Here is a 15,373-nt window from a genome sequence, read left to right as displayed (position 1 = left end):
TTAAGCCGCTCCTTTCACGAGACGTCGAGATAATAAACTAGAGGTGGCATTAATGACTAAGACGGTAATAATCAAAATCACACCTGTGGCATAGGCTTCATTAACATGCAAACCTTCACTAGAGAGCATGTACATGTGTAAAGCCAAGGAACGACCTGACGACAAAAGACTAGTTGGCGTATTCGTTGAAGTTCCCAAGGTATACATGAGGGCAGCTGTCTCACCGACAATCCGACCGATTGCTAAAATAACACCTGATAAGATCCCAGGCATAGCCACTGGCAAAACAATTTTAAAGACGGTACGTAATTTACCGGCCCCAAGCCCAAAGCTTGCCTGCCGCATGCTATCACTGACTGCTAGTAGGGCTTCTTCGGTAGAGCGAATAATCACGGGTAACACCATAATAACTGAGGTTAAAATCCCCGACAGCAACGAATACTGCAAGCCCAGAAAGATAACAAAGAAAAGCATCCCAAAGAGCCCAAAAACAATAGAAGGAATGCCCGCTAGAGTATCTGCAGCAATCCGAATGACTCTCACCCAAGGCGAGGTTTTTGGAGCGTATTCAACCAAGTAAAAGCCAGCAAAAATACCAATCGGTAGGGCTAAAATAAGAGAGCCAAATACCAAAATCAAGGTAGAGATAATGGCAGGCATCAAAGATACATTGTCACTGGTATATTTCCAGACAAATAAATTAGCAGTAATATGGGGTAGACCATTGGCTAAAATAAATCCAATGATTAAAAAGAGAGAACCAAATGTTAGAAGGGCAAAGAAATAGACTAAAGCTTTCAAAATGGGTTTACTCATGCACCGCTTTTCCTTTCATGTAAGCAAAGATGGCATTGATAATCAAGATAAAGACAAATAAAACGGCTGACGTGGCAATCAAAGCCTCACGGTGCTGACCAGAAGCATAGGCCATTTCTAAAACAATATTTGTGGTCATTGTCCGCGTCCCAGCAAAGAGGCCACTCGGAATAATCGGTTGGTTACCTGCAACCAGAATCACTGCCATAGTCTCACCAATAGCTCGGCCCACTCCTAGAATCACCGCTGAGAAGATGCCCGATTTTGCTGCGGGTAAAATCACACTGAAAATCGATCGCTCATGGCTAGCTCCTAGGGCTAGACTACCAGCATAATAAGCAGACGGAACTGTGCGGATGGCTGATTCTGACAGGCTAATAATGGTTGGCAAGATCATAATGCCTAGTAAGAGCGAAGCTGTCAGGACACTCATGCCATTACCAGAAAATGAACCAATCCAAGGCACCAGCAATTGTAAGCCAAAAAAACCATAGACAATGGACGGGATCGCTGCCATCAGGTTCACCGCCGATTTTAAAAAGGCATAGATCTGTTTAGGACAGTAATAAACCATAAAAACAGCAGTAAAAACACCGGTTGGAACACCTAGGGCAATAGCTCCGATCGTGATGAATACCGAACCCACAATCATGGGCAAAATACCATAGCTTGCCGGTGTATTAGAGGGCGACCAGTCATTACCTAATAAAAAGTGACTGATACCATATTTTCCAATAAACGGAAGACCATTCATAAAGATAAAGATACAGATTAAGAAGATGGCCAGGATAGCAGTTGCTGCGCTGAGAAAAAAGATTATCCGGAAAAACTCTTCTTTAAAGGTTTGTTTTTTCACGCTGTGTCCTTTCTAAGGATATAAAAGCAAGGGAGACAAATCGCCCCCTCACCCTTTTTCTACTGACCTATTTCACATTCTCCCAAGAAGTTGTTTTGCCACTGAAAATGTCAGCAACAGCACTCATACTTATTTTTTGTAATGCATTAGCTTTATTGACTACAAGAGCTATCCCATCAAGAGCTATGGCATCATGCTTAAGTGTCTTTCCTTCGTCTGGGGTCAATTCGCGAGAGACCATGCCAATATCTGCTGTTTTTTCTTTTGCAGCAGTAATGCCAGCAGACGAGCCATTGGCAGTGATGTCAATCGTAACGCCTGGATTTTCTTTCTTATAAGCCTCAGCTATTTTTTCCATCAGTGGGGCTACTGAGGTTGAGCCAACCAGCGATAGTTTACCAGACATTTTTTGTGAGCTATAATCTGCACCTTGTGTTTTGGCTTTAACATATTTATTTTCAGCAACCACTTTTTGTCCTTCTTTTGAATGAATGTAAGTGATAAAATCTTTACCTAGTGTTGAGAGGCTATCATTGTAAACAATATTAAACGGTCTTTGCAAAGGATAATCACCATCTAAGACAGTCTTGGCGGTGGCTTCTACACCATCTACTTTTAATGCTTTAACATTTTTATTGAGTGAGCCTAAGGAAATATAGCCAATCGCATTTTTGTTACCAGAAACGGCAGAAATCACTCCTTCGGTGCTGTTTTGGACCACTGCCGATTTGGTCGTATTATCGGTTTCTTTCCCACCACTTTTCTTTAGCAAGCCTGTGATTTCAGTAAATGCTCCGCGGGTCCCTGAGCCATTTTCACGTGTGACAACATCAATCTTTTTGGTTGCTCCTCCTTCTCCAGCGCCAGCTGAATGATTCCCACAGGCTGCAAGGCCTAAGCCAGATAAACCAAGTGCTGCTAAGATAAGCATTTTTTTCATTTTCATAATAACCACCTTTATATGGATTTTAAACATTTTCTTGTAGCTTGACTACATTTATAGTCTACCAAGCTATTGTAAAGATTGAGGCCTGATTTTGGTAAAGATTTGGTAAAGATTTCAAAAATCAGCAAAAAAACCTACTAAGATCGGCTTAGTAGGCAATGCGTTTTTGTCAATACAAGCTAGCAGGGCTGTTACGCTTTTGATGAGGGTGGTTCTGCAATCATTTGTTTAGGTAAGGTGATGGTAAAATCACTTCCTTGGCCCAACTGACTATCAACCTGAATAGTCGCACCAAGCAAGTCACTGAGTTCTTTGACAATGGCTAGGCCTAAGCCGGTGCCGCCGCTTTGGCGACTGCGTCCCTTGTTAACCCGATAAAAGCGTTCAAAAATACGTTCTAATTCATGCGTTTTAATGCCAATACCTGTATCAGAGACAGTAATTTTAAGTTCTTCATTAAGCCATTGCGTCTTAATCTTAATAGTCCCACCCTGATCTGTGTAGCGAATAGCATTTGACAGTAAATTTAACAAAATCTGCGATAAAACGTATTTATCAGTTTGGAGAACACAATCACCGGCCAATTGATAATGCAAGTGGAGCTGTTTTTGGCTTAATTGTGGCGTCATGCTCTGCCCAATGTAGGTTAAAAAATCATTAATGAGAAACCTGCTGGTTTGAATTTGTATTTTTGCAGCCTTAGACAAGGTGAGCATATGTTCAACAATACGTTCTAAGCGCAAGCTTTCATTATAGATAATCTCTAAAAATTCTTCTTGAGTCTTTGACTCGGTTTCTGGCATTTCCTTTAAGGTTTCAGCAAAACCTTTGATAGAGGTAACCGGCGTTCGCAGTTCATGTGAAGCATTAGAAATGAAATCCATATTTGTTTTTTCATAACTTCTGATGGTGGTTAAATCATAGAGCAAAACCAGCACTTGTGTGACCTGATCACGATTGGTAAGAATAGGAATGGCTGAAACCTCCAAGATTAGATCGTTATCATCAAGGCCTGCCAATTCTTTTTTGATCATCTTTTTCTTATCAAAAGCCTCATTGATCAATGCTTTAACATCCATACGACGAATGTCAGCAAGCATCCTAATCGGATGCTTTGTTTTGGGAAAATAGCTGGGCAGAGATTGACTTTGTAAGAGAACCGTGCGGTCTTTGCTGACCAAAAGCATCCCCATAGTCAAGTGGGACAAGAGGGCTTCAAGATGCTCTGACATGGTTTCTTTTTCAAGACTTAGAGCTGCTAGCTGGCTTTTGACTTGCCAATAGTCCTTAGCAAATGCTTTTAAATCGCTCTGCTTATCAGCAATAAAAGAAACGGGGTTGGCTTGCTGTCGAACGGCCAATAAATGAAATGCCTCTTGCCAGGCAAATAAAGACTTTAGGGTGTAAACCAAGCTGAGACAAACAACCCCATAGCCCAGATAAAACCAGTTAGATACCTGGCTTAACATCCCACAGACGCTCATAAGAACTAACAAGAAACTTATCCCACTCAGGACAATCAAGCGCTTTTTCATTGCTATTAGTCTCCTTTAAACTTATAGCCGTAACCACGAATGGTTTCAATCAATTTGGGATTTTTTGCATCATCTTCTACTTTTTCCCGCAATTTGCCAATATGCACATCCACCAGTCGTGTTTCTTGTCCAAAATCATAACCCCAGATACGTTCTAATAAACGCTCACGCGTTAAAGTCATGTTAGGATGCTTAATCAAATATAAGAGTAGTTCAAATTCCTTGGGAGTTAACCGCAATAATTGGCCAGCCTTATATACTTCATGACGTTCTGGGTAAATGGTAATGTCCTGAATAGTGAGAGCATCATCAAGATTTTCTTCATTTTGTAAACTGGCTTTAGTATCTGTTCGCCGTAAAACTGCCTTGACACGTGCGACCAATTCTCTGGGGCTAAAGGGCTTGGTCAAATAATCATCTGCTCCTAGTTCTAAAGCGAGGACTTTATCAAACTCTTCGCCTTTGGCTGATACCATCATGATCGGGGTTTTAATGCCCTTCGCACGTAAACGTTTGCAAACTTCTATGCCATCCAATTGGGGCAGCATAATATCCAAAATGATGAAATTATAGGGCTCTGATTGAGCTAACTTTAACGCAGTCCTGCCATCACTAACCAGCTCAGTTGCATAGCCTTCCTTTTGCAAATGGTAGTCTAACAGTCGTAAAATGTGCTCTTCATCATCCACAACTAGTAACTTCTTTTTCATGTTCAACTCCTACTAAGCTCATTATAACATAAGCCAGCAAGCTTTTAACAAAATTAAGGAGTAGAAATCTCTAATCTTCAAACTTTTTAAATCTAGACGATTTGAGACGATTGGGTAAAAAGCGTAGCTATGTCCTACCAAAGCCAAAAAAGTAAAGAAATGGTTTGCCAGGGTGCTGGCTGTTGTGATTAAGCCTCCCTACACCCTTGGGTTTTTAATTCCTGACAAAAGAGATGAGCTTGTACACTTTACTCTTTTGATACGAGGGTAACTTTAGGAATAGCTTAAGGTTAGTTTGGTAACCTAATCCTAGGGTTAATAAGGTTAAGAGAGAGCACATTATCATTATCCTCTACAGCTTTCACTTTCCTTTTAGCCCTATTTGATAGTATAATGGTACTAGTAACATTAGAAAGTTGGTTTTTTAGATGGCTATAACACATAAAAAAAATGATGAATTAGAAAAAATGATGGCACAATTTGCCAATATTCCTGGTTTTGATAAGCCTTTAGAAGTTGATACCGATGGTAAGATTATTCCTAATCCAGCCAAGGAGAAGCAACCCCATAATGAGTTGTAAGAAACTACTTTGTGCCACGGGCCCAAAAAGGAGGTTGATATAGCAATGAGCCTTTTTTCACAACTTCCGCCTAGTGTGCTTCAATGGTTTGCTATTTTTATCTCCATTATTATTGAAGCCCTCCCCTTTGTCCTTTTAGGAACAATTCTGTCTGGGGTGATTGAAGTCTATGTGACTCCAGAAGTGGTCCAGCGTTACTTGCCCAAACAAAAGTTTTTACGAATTCTCTTTGGAACGTTTATTGGCTTTGTTTTCCCTTCCTGTGAATGCGGAATCATTCCTATTATTAACCGTTTCCTTGAAAAACAGGTACCTAGCTATACAGCTGTGCCTTTTTTAGCAACTGCACCAATTATTAATCCTATTGTGCTTTTTGCTACCTATTCGGCTTTTGGAAATTCGCTGCGGTTTTTAGTATTGCGCTTAGTAGGGGCAACGATTGTAGCTATTGCTTTGGGGATTATGTTAGCCTATCTCACAGATGAGGCCATTTTAAAAGAAGACGCAAAACCAAGCCATCTTCACGATTATTCCCATGAAAAATGGTACCGCAAAATCTATCTGGCTCTGCTCCATGCTATTGATGAATTCTTTGATACGGGCCGCTATCTAGTTTTTGGAACCTTGATTGCCTCTGCGATGCAAATCTATGTGCCAACGCGTATTCTAACAACGATTGGTCATAATCCCTTAACAGCTATTTTAATCATGATGCTCTTAGCCTTTATCCTATCCTTGTGCAGTGAAGCGGATGCTTTTATTGGGGCTTCTTTATTATCAACCTTTGGCATAGCACCAGTCCTAGCCTTCTTGCTGATTGGACCCATGGTTGACATTAAAAACCTTATGATGATGCTCAAGGCCTTCAAAGGGAAGTTTATCGGCCAATTCATTGGTCTTTCAGTTGTGATGATTATTCTGTATTGCCTGGGGATCGGAGGTCTTCGCTTATGATTCGATTTTTAATTCTCGCTGGTTACTTTGAATTGACCATGTACTTAGAATTATCAGGTAAATTGGACCAATACATTAATATCAAATATTCTTATTTAGCTTATATATCAATGGTCTTGTCTTTCATTCTCGCATTGGTACAACTCTATTGCTGGATGAAAAATTGTAAGGTGCACAGCCATTTATCCGGAAAATGGGCCAAGCTAACCAGTCCGATGATTCTTGTTTTTCCAGTTTTGGTTGGGTTATTGGTGCCAACGGTGAGTTTGGACTCAACTACCGTTCAAGCCAAGGGCTATACTTTCCCGCTAGCAGCTGGCTCAACCAGCTCTGGTATCAGTCAAGACGGCACACGGGTGCAATACCTAAAGCCCGATACGAGCCTCTATTTCACCAAATCAGCCTACCAAAAAGAAATGCTAGCTGAGCTCAAAAAATATAAGGGGACCAGCCCGCTGACCATCACAAGTGCTAATTATATGGAAATTATGGAGCTTATTTACCTTTATCCTGAGGAATTCAGTAATCGGGATATTCGCTATACTGGCTTTGTCTTTAATGAACCAGATCATGAGGGTTACCAGTTCCTCTTTCGCTTTGGGATTATCCACTGTATCGCGGATTCAGGGGTTTATGGTTTATTAACAACAGGCGAACAAACACACTTTGCCAATAATACATGGTTGACAGTGAGTGGTCGTATCACTACGGAATATAATGCTAAGTTGGAGCAAACGCTTCCTGTCTTACATATTCAGCACGTTGAAGAAAAAGCCCAGCCGAAAAATCCCTATGTTTATCGTGTTTTCTAAAAACTTGCATGCCTCAATAACTTCAGATTGAAAAAAAGCTTGCTTAAGCCAATTCTTCAATCTTTTTTTGAGCCATAAAAAAACTCTTAGAAGCGCTAAAAAGCAGCTTTTCTAAGAGTTTATTGCTAGTCACGAATGCAAGGCAAAGTCCTTGTTTTCTTAAAAGTTTGGCAAAAGTCTAGCAGACGTTTCCAGCTAGTAAATCCTTTTTAAAGGCTTATTAAAAATCTAGCAGACACTTACAGCTAGCCAGGCCTTTAGCGGGGGCTAGTCAGGGCGGTCATCCAGCAGCTACAGCTTTTCGCCAAACAGCTAAGCCACAGGGCAACTGCGGAGCGGTTTTAGGCTTTAGCTAATGGCCTGTAACACTCAAGGAGGACTTGACGCTTTTTTGTGTTCTTCTTACCTAACACTAGAGAATGCCCGTTAACAGCCCTCTCATAAACTCCTCAGAGTTAAAGACACCAATATCATCGATTTTTTCCCCAAAGCCGATTAATTTAACAGGAATGTCCAACTCTTGACGAATGGCTAAAACAACGCCTCCTTTGGCTGTACCATCAATCTTTGTTAAAATTAATCCGGTCAAAGGCGTGATTTTAGAGAATTCTTTGGTCTGGCTAAGCGCATTTTGCCCAGTGGAAGCATCAAGAGCAAGTAAGGTTTCATGTGGGGCATCTGGCACTACACGTTTGATGATACGGCCAATTTTTTCCAGCTCAGCCATGAGATTTTCCTTGTTTTGCAAGCGGCCAGCCGTATCAATCATCAAGACATCAATCTTCTCTGCCACTGCTTTTTCCACACCATCAAAGACCACAGAAGCCGGATCGGCTTTTTCTGGGCCCGTAACTACGGGAACAGCCACCCGGCGGCCCCATTCTGCTAACTGAGCCACTGCTCCGGCCCGAAAGGTATCTGCTGCCACCAACATCACCTTTTTGCCTTCTTGCTTGTATTTGTAAGCCAATTTTCCAATCGAAGTGGTCTTACCAACGCCATTTACTCCCACAAACAACATCACCGTCAAACCAGGCTGCAGGTTGATTGTCTCTTTATAGGTCCCATCTTTTTCATAGATAGCGACTAATTTTTCAATGATGACTCGCTTAAGGGCTTCTGGTTTTTTCGCATTTTCGAGCTTGGCTTCTTGACGCAGAGCATCGGTCAACTCTGTCGCGACGGTCACCCCAACATCAGACAAAATCAACATTTCTTCTAATTCTTCAAAGAAATCTTCGTCAACCTTACGAAAAGTTGCAAAAAAACTATTGAGTCTGGCTGAAAAACCCGAGCGAGTTTTGGACAAGCTTCGCTTGTACTTGTCTTCTTCTGTCTCGGTCATCGCTGGCGCTGTTTGACTTGGCTCGGTCGCTGCCTCGGTGCTATCATCCTTAGTGTTAGCAGGTGTGTTTGACAGCTCAAGGTCATCAGCTGACTCTGTAGCATCACTTGTCCCACCAAGAGGAACAGGTTCTGATGTTTGTGCCTTGGCAGACTGGGCTAACTCAGGTTCCACACCTTCAAAGTCACCTGGTACAGCAAAAATCGCTGCTTCCTTCAATACTGGCTCAGGTTCTGGTTTGGCTACCGGCTCAGCTGGTTCCTCAGTGGCCACTTGCTTAGCTGCATCTGCTTTATTCCCACCGCCCTGCTCTGAGTGGACGGACTGTGGTTTTTCTTCAGGCTCAAAGTGACCTTCTGGCTCTGGTCTACCACTTGGCTCGTTGGTCACAACAGAAGGCTTAGCCTCTTGTTCTTCAGGTGTTGTTTGGCTTTCTTCTGCTACCGTTTCTTGAAGGGGGGCTTCCTTAGCGGACTGAGTCTCTTTTTTTTGCTTTTTATTTCCAAATAATCGATCAAATAATCCCATTATATCTCCTTAGCTAGAATATAGGTTTCAATAGCTTCTGCTACACCGGATGCGTCATTACTATGTTGTGTCACCTGATCAGCTACCGCCTTAATCGAAGGCACCGCATTGGCCATGGCCACGCCCAAGCCAGCCCATTTCAGCATAGTATAATCATTAGCCTCATCGCCCATGGCCATAACATTTTCAGGTAAAAGGCCAAGGTGCTCACACAAAAGGGCTAAACCAAAGGCTTTATGAATGCCTTTTGGCATGATTTCAAATATAATATCTCGTGATTTGAACGCCTCATAGTGGTCATATATGGCCCCTGGTAAGTGAGCTAGCTGCTGATCTAAATAATCAGCATCCGTCACACTAACAACCTTATTATATATAATATTTGGGTCTAAGTCATCTAAAGAATCACACGTGACAAAGGCCAAGGCCGGATTAGCTAGATGATACTGAGACTGACAGCCATCTTGACCTGCTATACTATAGACCCGACCCTCACTCAAAATATCAGTGGGAATGTTCAAATGGTACAAGGTCTGATGAATGTCTCTCACCTGATCAAAAGTTAAACTGGATTTAGCTAAAATCTCACCCGAATTACGTTGGACCAAACCACCGTTAAAGGTAATACTGTAATGTTCTGGGCCTGTAAGTACTAACTCAGTCAATAAGCCTTCGATGGCTTTAAGGGGCCGACCCGTTGTGATGACCACCTGCACACCAGCTGCTTGTGCTTGTCGGATCGCTTTTTGATTAGCCTGAGTTACTCTTTTATCGGTGGTTAATAAGGTCCCGTCAAGATCCAGAGCTAGCAGTTTAATGGGCTTCATCTCGAACCATCCTTTCTAGATACTGTAAAACAGCCTGACTATTGCAATGGCCAATCAGCTCATCAGCCACAGCCTTTATTTCAGGACGGGCATTGGCAGTAGCTATGGCTTTCCCTGCACAGGTTAGCATTTGCAGATCATTGAAATTATCCCCAAAAGCAAGGGTTTGATTCAAGGACAAGTCAAGTGCCTGACAAAGATGCTGTAAACCAAACCCTTTATTGACCTCTGATAGCATCACATCAATGGAATCAAAACCAGTGGTGACAGCTGTCGCATAAGGTAATGCCTGATCTAACCAGTCACTCCCTAGTAAAACGGTAGCATCAGTAAAGCTTGTGGTCATTTTAAAAATGAGGTCCTCATCCATAAGGTCATAGGTCTCAATGATTTGAACATTGGCATAGTAGTGCTTCATCTTCTCAATATAAGCAGGCGACGTTCCCTCAAGGATATAGCTAGCCTTTTGACCTGAAAAGAGCATACCAGCCGAGCCATGGTAAGGATTAGCTTTAATCTTCGCAGCAACCTCAAGGTATTGCGACTTAGACAGCGCATCCGAAAAAACAACTCGGCCCTGGTACTGCACCAAAGACCCATTCTCAGCAATAATGGCAATCTGATCTAAAAAGTCTTCAAAGAGGCGATTAATGGCCAACAAGGAACGGCCACTAGAGACAGCAAAAATAATCCCTGCCTCTTGGAGTTTTGGCAAAAGGCGGGCTAAGCGGTCCTTATCATAGGTCCCATCCTCTCTTAAGAAAGTTCCGTCCATATCTGTTGCTACTAATTTAATCATCTCATACCCTACTAATTTTTTGAGTTATGTCTCTTTATTATAACATAGAAGCTTGGAAATGGAGTAACAGGGCTTAAGACAAGACTTAAATCATTTCTTTTTTTGAACTTGGTCAGCTACTTCTTGGGAAAAAACCAGTATCACTTAGTCGACCTTAAAAACAAAAAGTGTTAAGCATTTGAACACAAATGAGCTAACTTAATATTATGAGCACATTTCAGATCATTCATAACTATGACCATCAAAGGCAGGTAAAAATTAGTAGAGCTTCCTAATCAAGCAAATACATAGCCGTCTAAACAACCAACAGCCCTATCAGCATCCTAAACATCATCAAAAAACACAGTGAAGCTCCTTTTCTATCAAGGAGCTTCGCTATGCTTTAGGCTGTTTTAGTGATAAGGTTAATTAGTTCACATAATCTAATTCTTGTGATTCTTTTAGCTTAACTGAAACAATTTTGGAAACGCCGGATTCTTGCATGGTTACGCCATAGATGCTATCTGCGGCAGCCATGGTTCCCTTACGGTGAGTGACCACAATGAATTGGCTGTCTTTGTCAAAACGGTTGAGGTAATCCCCAAAGCGTTTGACATTGGCTTCATCAAGTGCTGCTTCGACTTCGTCTAAGATGACAAATGGAATCGTCTTTACACGGATAATGGCAAATAATAGTGCCAAAGCCGATAAGGCTTTTTCACCACCTGACATCAGATTCAAGGATTGGATTTTTTTGCCTGGTGGTTGCACTGAAATCTCCACCCCCGATGCCAATAAATCTTTTTCTGTTAGAATCAAATCGGCAGAACCTCCGCCAAACATTTGCTTAAAGGTTTCTTTAAAGCTCTGACGAATGGCTTCAAAGGTCACTTTAAATCGGGCTTTTACCTCACTATCCATCTCCTCAATGGTCGAAAGTAGCATGTCACGCGCCTTAAGCAAATCAGCCTTTTGGCTGTTTAAAAAATTCAGACGCTGGCTGACTTCGTCATATTGTGCGATAGCATCCAAATTGATTGGTCCTAGGTTTTTGATGGCTTTTTGCAAGTGCCGTAAACTTTCTTTGGCTGCTACGGGTTCGCTGATTGCCTGCGCTAGCGATTTTGCTTCTTCAAAGGTGAGTTGGAAATCCTCTGACAAGGTGGTCGCTGCTTGTTTTAGGCGCTGGCTGATTTGTTCATTATCAGCCTCCCATTTGGTTTGCTGGCGAATATAGGCCTCGTTTTTTTGTTGTTCTTGTTGGAGTTTTTCTTCAAGTTCTTCTACTTGTGCTTGATAATCCTCTTGCTCGATCCGCAATTGAACCAGGCGCATTTCTTCGGCAGTTTTACGCTCACTAACAGCTTGCGCTTTGGCCTTTAATTCTGGCAGCTGATCAGCTTGATGCTCATCACTAGCTTGTGATAATGACCGGTTGAGCGCTAGTATCTCAGCTTGCACCTGCTCGATGTCTGTCTCTAAGCGTACTAAATTGCTTGTTTCGTAGCGTTGCTCATTTTGCAAATCACGCTCTTGTAATCTAGACTCGGCTAACTGCTGAGTTAGCTCTGCTTTTTTGGCATTAAGCGCCGTCTTATCATTTTTGATTTGATCAATGGCCTGCGTCAGCTGGGTCTTTTGTTCCTGAATGGTTTGCAGGGCCTGTTCGGTCTTTTCTTTTTGCTTTTGACGGGTATCTGAGGTCTGATTAGTGTGTTGCTTGTCCATCATGGCTAAGAGTGCCTTAGCTTCCGTCAACTGTTCTTGGGTTTGCTGCTGGTTAAATTCGGCTTTTTGCAGTTCCAAACGGGCCTGTTCCCCCTGCTCTTTAACCTTCTGTTGTTGCTCGCTTAGGTTCTGAAGGTTGGTCTGCAGTTTTTCGACCAGGGTCTCGTGTTGCCACAGTTGGGTCTCAAGCTTGGTCAGGTCACTAGTGATCTGGTCTAATTCAGGCTTAATAAAGGTCGTATTATTTTGACGAAGGGAACCGCCTGAAAAAGAGCCACCTGGTCGCAACTCGGTTCCATCCAGCGTGACAATCCGGATCGCATAGCGGAGCGCTTTAGCTGCCTTATTAGCATGATCAACCTGATCAAAGATAGCAGTGGTTCCTAAAAGATTTGCAAAAATAGCAGATAGGTCACTCGAATAGCTAACCAGCTCTTGGGCTGTCCCTAGATAGCCAGGGCTCTTAGCAAGCACTGCCTGGAGGTGATCGGCTAAATGGCGTTCTTTAAGGGTCGTTAAGGGTAAAAAGGTGGCCCGGCCCAAGCGTTTTTGCTTCAAATAGTTGATGGCTCGCTTAGCTGATGCTTCATCAGCTACAATAATATGCTGGCTGCTAGCGCCCAGCGCTATTTCTAAGGCCGTTTGATAGCGAGGTTCAAACGTCAAATGCTCACTAACTGCCCCAAGAATGCCGCCTAGGCTAGCGGCCTCCTGGAGAACGGCGCGCACTCCAGCATAGAATTGGCTGTGATTCTTTTGAATCGCCTCTAAACTAGCCTTCTTGGCTTGCTTTGCCTTTTTATCATCTAAGCAGTTAAATAAATCTTGTTGAGCAGTTTGGTAATGAGATTGTTCTTGTTCAATCGTCTTGGTTAGCTGCTGATACTGATCAAGTAAGGTTTGTACCTGTGCTTGACAAGCTTTAAGCCTCGTGCTTCGCTCCTGGTTGTCTGCTTCTAGGTCTTCAACTCTAGCGCGAACCTGTTGCTCTTGACTCAGCCGCTCCTCTTGTGATGCTTCTTCGGTTGCTAACTCAGACTGAATCACAGTCAATTGGTTGGACAAATCCGCTTCTTGCTTCATTAGTTGCACATAGTCTTCGCGCAGCTGTTCAATCAACTGGTCCGGATCACCAGCAAATTTGGCTACCTCATCAGTTAGGCTAGCGACCTGAGCCTGAATGGCAGTTAGTTGTCTGCTCAACTCTGTGAGCTGGGCTTGTTTGGCTGCCTGATCGGTCTGTAAGGCTGCCAAATTTTGCTCAAGCTGGGCTAAACGCTGACTGCTTTCTTGACGCTTTTCTGCCTTTTGATGACTGTCTAAGGTAATCAACTCAATCTGACGCTCACAATCGCCCAAGCGCTTGGTTAACTGAAGCAGATTGGTCTGCTTTTCTTCCGACTCGCTTTGCAATTGCTGGCGCTTTTGCTTAAGATGCTGATGCTTAGCTTCAAGCGACTCGCGCATCAGGTAGTATTCCTTGAGCTCTGCTTGCAAATTAGCCAGGTTTTTAGCCAGCTCGGCTTGCTTAGCTTGATTGCCTGTAATATCATACACAAGCAAATCAAGTTGAGCTTGTTTACGTTTTGCTTCTAAGCTTTGAAATTGGCGAGCCACCTCCGCTTGCTTTGCCAAAGGAGCCAGCTGGTTTTCCAATTCATAAACAATATCATCTAGCCGATCAACATTGGCCTGGGTCTGATCCAATTTGTGTTTGGTTTCTTTTTTACGTGTCTTGTACTTTAAAACCCCAGCTGCCTCTTCAAAGATAGCGCGACGCTCTTCTGGCTTACTGTTAAAAATCTCTTCAACCCGACCCTGGGAAATAATAGAGAAAGAATCCCGCCCCAAACCAGTGTCTAAGAACAAATCATGAATATCACGAAGGCGCACTTTTTTGCCTGCAATTAAATAATCACTATCGCCATTTCGATAAATGTGGCGTTCCACTCGGATTTCCTTAGGGGCATTGCTGATAAAGCCATCAGAATTGTCAAGGACTACTGCCACCTGAGCAAAATTTAAGGGACTTCGTTTTTCTGTCCCTGCAAAAATAACATCTGGCATCTTACCACCACGAAGGCTCTTGGCACTGGATTCTCCCAATGCCCAACGCAAGCTTTCTGTAATATTACTTTTGCCCGAACCATTAGGGCCAACAACAGCTGTAACCCCACGGTCAAACTCAACTTTGGTTTTATCGGCAAAGGATTTAAACCCTTGCATTTCAATTTCTTTTAAAAACATCTAACCCTCTTTCGAGTTTTGCCAATGCTATCTTAGCGGCATCTTGTTCTGCTAATTTTTTTGAGCGGCCTTGCCCTTGACTCAAAGGTTCTTGGTTAACCAGTACTTCAACGGTAAAGGCTTTGGCGTGGGCTGGACCTTCTTCGGCAATAACCTGATAATCAATAGTAACATCACCATGGGCTTGTAAAAGCTCTTGAAGACTTGTTTTGTAATCCTTGACGCGCTCATAGTTGCCTTTTTCTACTTGGGGAATCATCACCTGCTCTAAAAATTGCCGGACTTGCTCAACGCCTTGGTCCAATAGCAAAGCACCCAAAAATGCTTCAAACAGATCACCTAAAATGGTATCGCGGTTGCGACCGCCAGATTTTTCCTCTCCCTTGCCTAATTTGATAAATTCATCAAAGGAACAGTAGCGTGAAAAACCAGCCAGACTCTCTTCGCGCACAATCATCGAACGCATCTTAGACAAATCACCTTCAGGCTTATGAGGATATTTGGTAAAGAGGTACTCTGAGATAATTAATTGGAGAACGGCGTCTCCTAAAAATTCCAAACGTTCGTTATGTGAAATGTTTAGGAGGCGATGTTCGTTTGCGTATGAAGTATGAGTAAAGGCAGTTTCAAGCAAAGCTTTGTTTGTAAAATGAATGCCAAAAGCGTGGTATAAGACCTTCTCAAGTTTTTCCATGTTTTCTCCTTTTGCT

Annotated in this window: 13 protein-coding genes; 3 read left to right on the top strand and 10 right to left on the bottom strand. The window is 42.7% G+C overall.

Going from position 1 to position 15,373, the window contains the following annotated elements; translation table 11 throughout:
- From pstA to K5J94_RS05295, 5 genes are all read right to left on the bottom strand, one after another.
- The gene (pstA, locus tag K5J94_RS05315; protein WP_159545760.1) at nt 1-816 is read right to left on the bottom strand and encodes a phosphate ABC transporter permease PstA; all 816 of its coding nucleotides are present in this window, start codon (nt 814-816) and stop codon (nt 1-3) included.
- The gene (gene pstC, locus K5J94_RS05310; RefSeq protein ID WP_159564277.1) at nt 809-1,672 is read right to left on the bottom strand and encodes a phosphate ABC transporter permease subunit PstC; all 864 of its coding nucleotides are present in this window, start codon (nt 1,670-1,672) and stop codon (nt 809-811) included. Before pstC ends, pstA begins: the two co-directional genes overlap by 8 nt.
- A 67-nt stretch (nt 1,673-1,739) precedes the next feature.
- A complete protein-coding gene (locus K5J94_RS05305) occupies nt 1,740-2,618 on the bottom strand; it encodes a substrate-binding domain-containing protein (RefSeq protein WP_159545764.1) in 879 nt (292 codons plus the stop codon).
- Nucleotides 2,619-2,809: 191 nt separating this feature from the next.
- Entirely contained in the window at nt 2,810-4,153 is a 1,344-nt protein-coding gene (pnpS, locus tag K5J94_RS05300; RefSeq protein ID WP_221912579.1) for a two-component system histidine kinase PnpS, read from the bottom strand.
- Between the two features lie 5 nt (nt 4,154-4,158).
- Nucleotides 4,159-4,863, bottom strand: coding sequence for a response regulator transcription factor (locus K5J94_RS05295; protein WP_159564281.1), 705 nt, complete (start codon nt 4,861-4,863; stop codon nt 4,159-4,161).
- Nucleotides 4,864-5,291: 428 nt separating this feature from the next.
- On the opposite strand from K5J94_RS05295, the gene K5J94_RS05290 reads away from it, so the two are divergent.
- Genes K5J94_RS05290 through K5J94_RS05280 form a run of 3 tightly spaced genes read left to right on the top strand, consistent with a single transcriptional unit; the run spans nt 5,292 to nt 7,210 of the window.
- Nucleotides 5,292-5,444, top strand: coding sequence for an SPJ_0845 family protein (locus K5J94_RS05290; protein ID WP_167547764.1), 153 nt, complete (start codon nt 5,292-5,294; stop codon nt 5,442-5,444).
- 45 nt (nt 5,445-5,489) lie between these two features.
- Nucleotides 5,490-6,398, top strand: coding sequence for a permease (locus K5J94_RS05285; protein WP_159564283.1), 909 nt, complete (start codon nt 5,490-5,492; stop codon nt 6,396-6,398).
- Nucleotides 6,395-7,210: a TIGR03943 family putative permease subunit gene (locus K5J94_RS05280; RefSeq protein WP_221912578.1), complete on the top strand. Its 816-nt coding sequence runs from the start codon at nt 6,395-6,397 to the stop codon at nt 7,208-7,210. Before K5J94_RS05285 ends, K5J94_RS05280 begins: the two co-directional genes overlap by 4 nt.
- Nucleotides 7,211-7,622: 412 nt before the next feature.
- Here K5J94_RS05280 and ftsY read toward each other — a convergent pair whose 3' ends face one another.
- The 5 genes from ftsY to rnc all read right to left on the bottom strand — a co-directional run bounded on the left by ftsY (nt 7,623) and on the right by rnc (nt 15,357).
- Complete coding sequence (ftsY, locus tag K5J94_RS05275) at nt 7,623-9,083, bottom strand: signal recognition particle-docking protein FtsY (RefSeq protein ID WP_221912577.1); 1,461 nt, start codon at nt 9,081-9,083, stop codon at nt 7,623-7,625.
- A complete protein-coding gene (locus tag K5J94_RS05270) occupies nt 9,083-9,910 on the bottom strand; it encodes a Cof-type HAD-IIB family hydrolase (protein ID WP_221912576.1) in 828 nt (275 codons plus the stop codon). Before K5J94_RS05270 ends, ftsY begins: the two co-directional genes overlap by 1 nt.
- Complete coding sequence (locus tag K5J94_RS05265) at nt 9,897-10,709, bottom strand: Cof-type HAD-IIB family hydrolase (RefSeq protein ID WP_159564291.1); 813 nt, start codon at nt 10,707-10,709, stop codon at nt 9,897-9,899. The genes K5J94_RS05270 and K5J94_RS05265 overlap by 14 nt, the downstream gene beginning before the upstream one ends.
- Nucleotides 10,710-11,117: 408 nt before the next feature.
- Complete coding sequence (smc, locus tag K5J94_RS05260) at nt 11,118-14,663, bottom strand: chromosome segregation protein SMC (RefSeq protein WP_221912575.1); 3,546 nt, start codon at nt 14,661-14,663, stop codon at nt 11,118-11,120.
- Nucleotides 14,644-15,357, bottom strand: coding sequence for a ribonuclease III (rnc, locus tag K5J94_RS05255; RefSeq protein ID WP_159564710.1), 714 nt, complete (start codon nt 15,355-15,357; stop codon nt 14,644-14,646). Before rnc ends, smc begins: the two co-directional genes overlap by 20 nt.
- Nucleotides 15,358-15,373 lie beyond the last annotated feature (16 nt).

The organism is Streptococcus halichoeri, assembly GCF_019774635.1.
GTDB classification, from domain to species: domain Bacteria; phylum Bacillota; class Bacilli; order Lactobacillales; family Streptococcaceae; genus Streptococcus; species Streptococcus halichoeri.
This window is presented reverse-complemented; position numbering and strand designations above follow the sequence as displayed.

What these genes read in the sequence shown, in the direction of transcription:
- ftsY (WP_221912577.1), bottom strand. Translation starts at nt 9,083, where the DNA reads ATGGGATTATTTGATCGATTATTTGGAAATAAAAAGCAAAAAAAAGAG.
- pnpS (WP_221912579.1), bottom strand. Translation starts at nt 4,153, where the DNA reads ATGAAAAAGCGCTTGATTGTCCTGAGTGGGATAAGTTTCTTGTTAGTT.
- K5J94_RS05285 (WP_159564283.1), top strand. Translation starts at nt 5,490, where the DNA reads ATGAGCCTTTTTTCACAACTTCCGCCTAGTGTGCTTCAATGGTTTGCT.
- K5J94_RS05305 (WP_159545764.1), bottom strand. Translation starts at nt 2,618, where the DNA reads ATGAAAATGAAAAAAATGCTTATCTTAGCAGCACTTGGTTTATCTGGC.
- pstA (WP_159545760.1), bottom strand. Translation starts at nt 816, where the DNA reads ATGAGTAAACCCATTTTGAAAGCTTTAGTCTATTTCTTTGCCCTTCTA.
- K5J94_RS05295 (WP_159564281.1), bottom strand. Translation starts at nt 4,863, where the DNA reads ATGAAAAAGAAGTTACTAGTTGTGGATGATGAAGAGCACATTTTACGA.
- smc (WP_221912575.1), bottom strand. Translation starts at nt 14,663, where the DNA reads ATGTTTTTAAAAGAAATTGAAATGCAAGGGTTTAAATCCTTTGCCGAT.
- rnc (WP_159564710.1), bottom strand. Translation starts at nt 15,357, where the DNA reads ATGGAAAAACTTGAGAAGGTCTTATACCACGCTTTTGGCATTCATTTT.
- K5J94_RS05270 (WP_221912576.1), bottom strand. Translation starts at nt 9,910, where the DNA reads ATGAAGCCCATTAAACTGCTAGCTCTGGATCTTGACGGGACCTTATTA.
- K5J94_RS05265 (WP_159564291.1), bottom strand. Translation starts at nt 10,709, where the DNA reads ATGATTAAATTAGTAGCAACAGATATGGACGGAACTTTCTTAAGAGAG.
- K5J94_RS05290 (WP_167547764.1), top strand. Translation starts at nt 5,292, where the DNA reads ATGGCTATAACACATAAAAAAAATGATGAATTAGAAAAAATGATGGCA.
- K5J94_RS05280 (WP_221912578.1), top strand. Translation starts at nt 6,395, where the DNA reads ATGATTCGATTTTTAATTCTCGCTGGTTACTTTGAATTGACCATGTAC.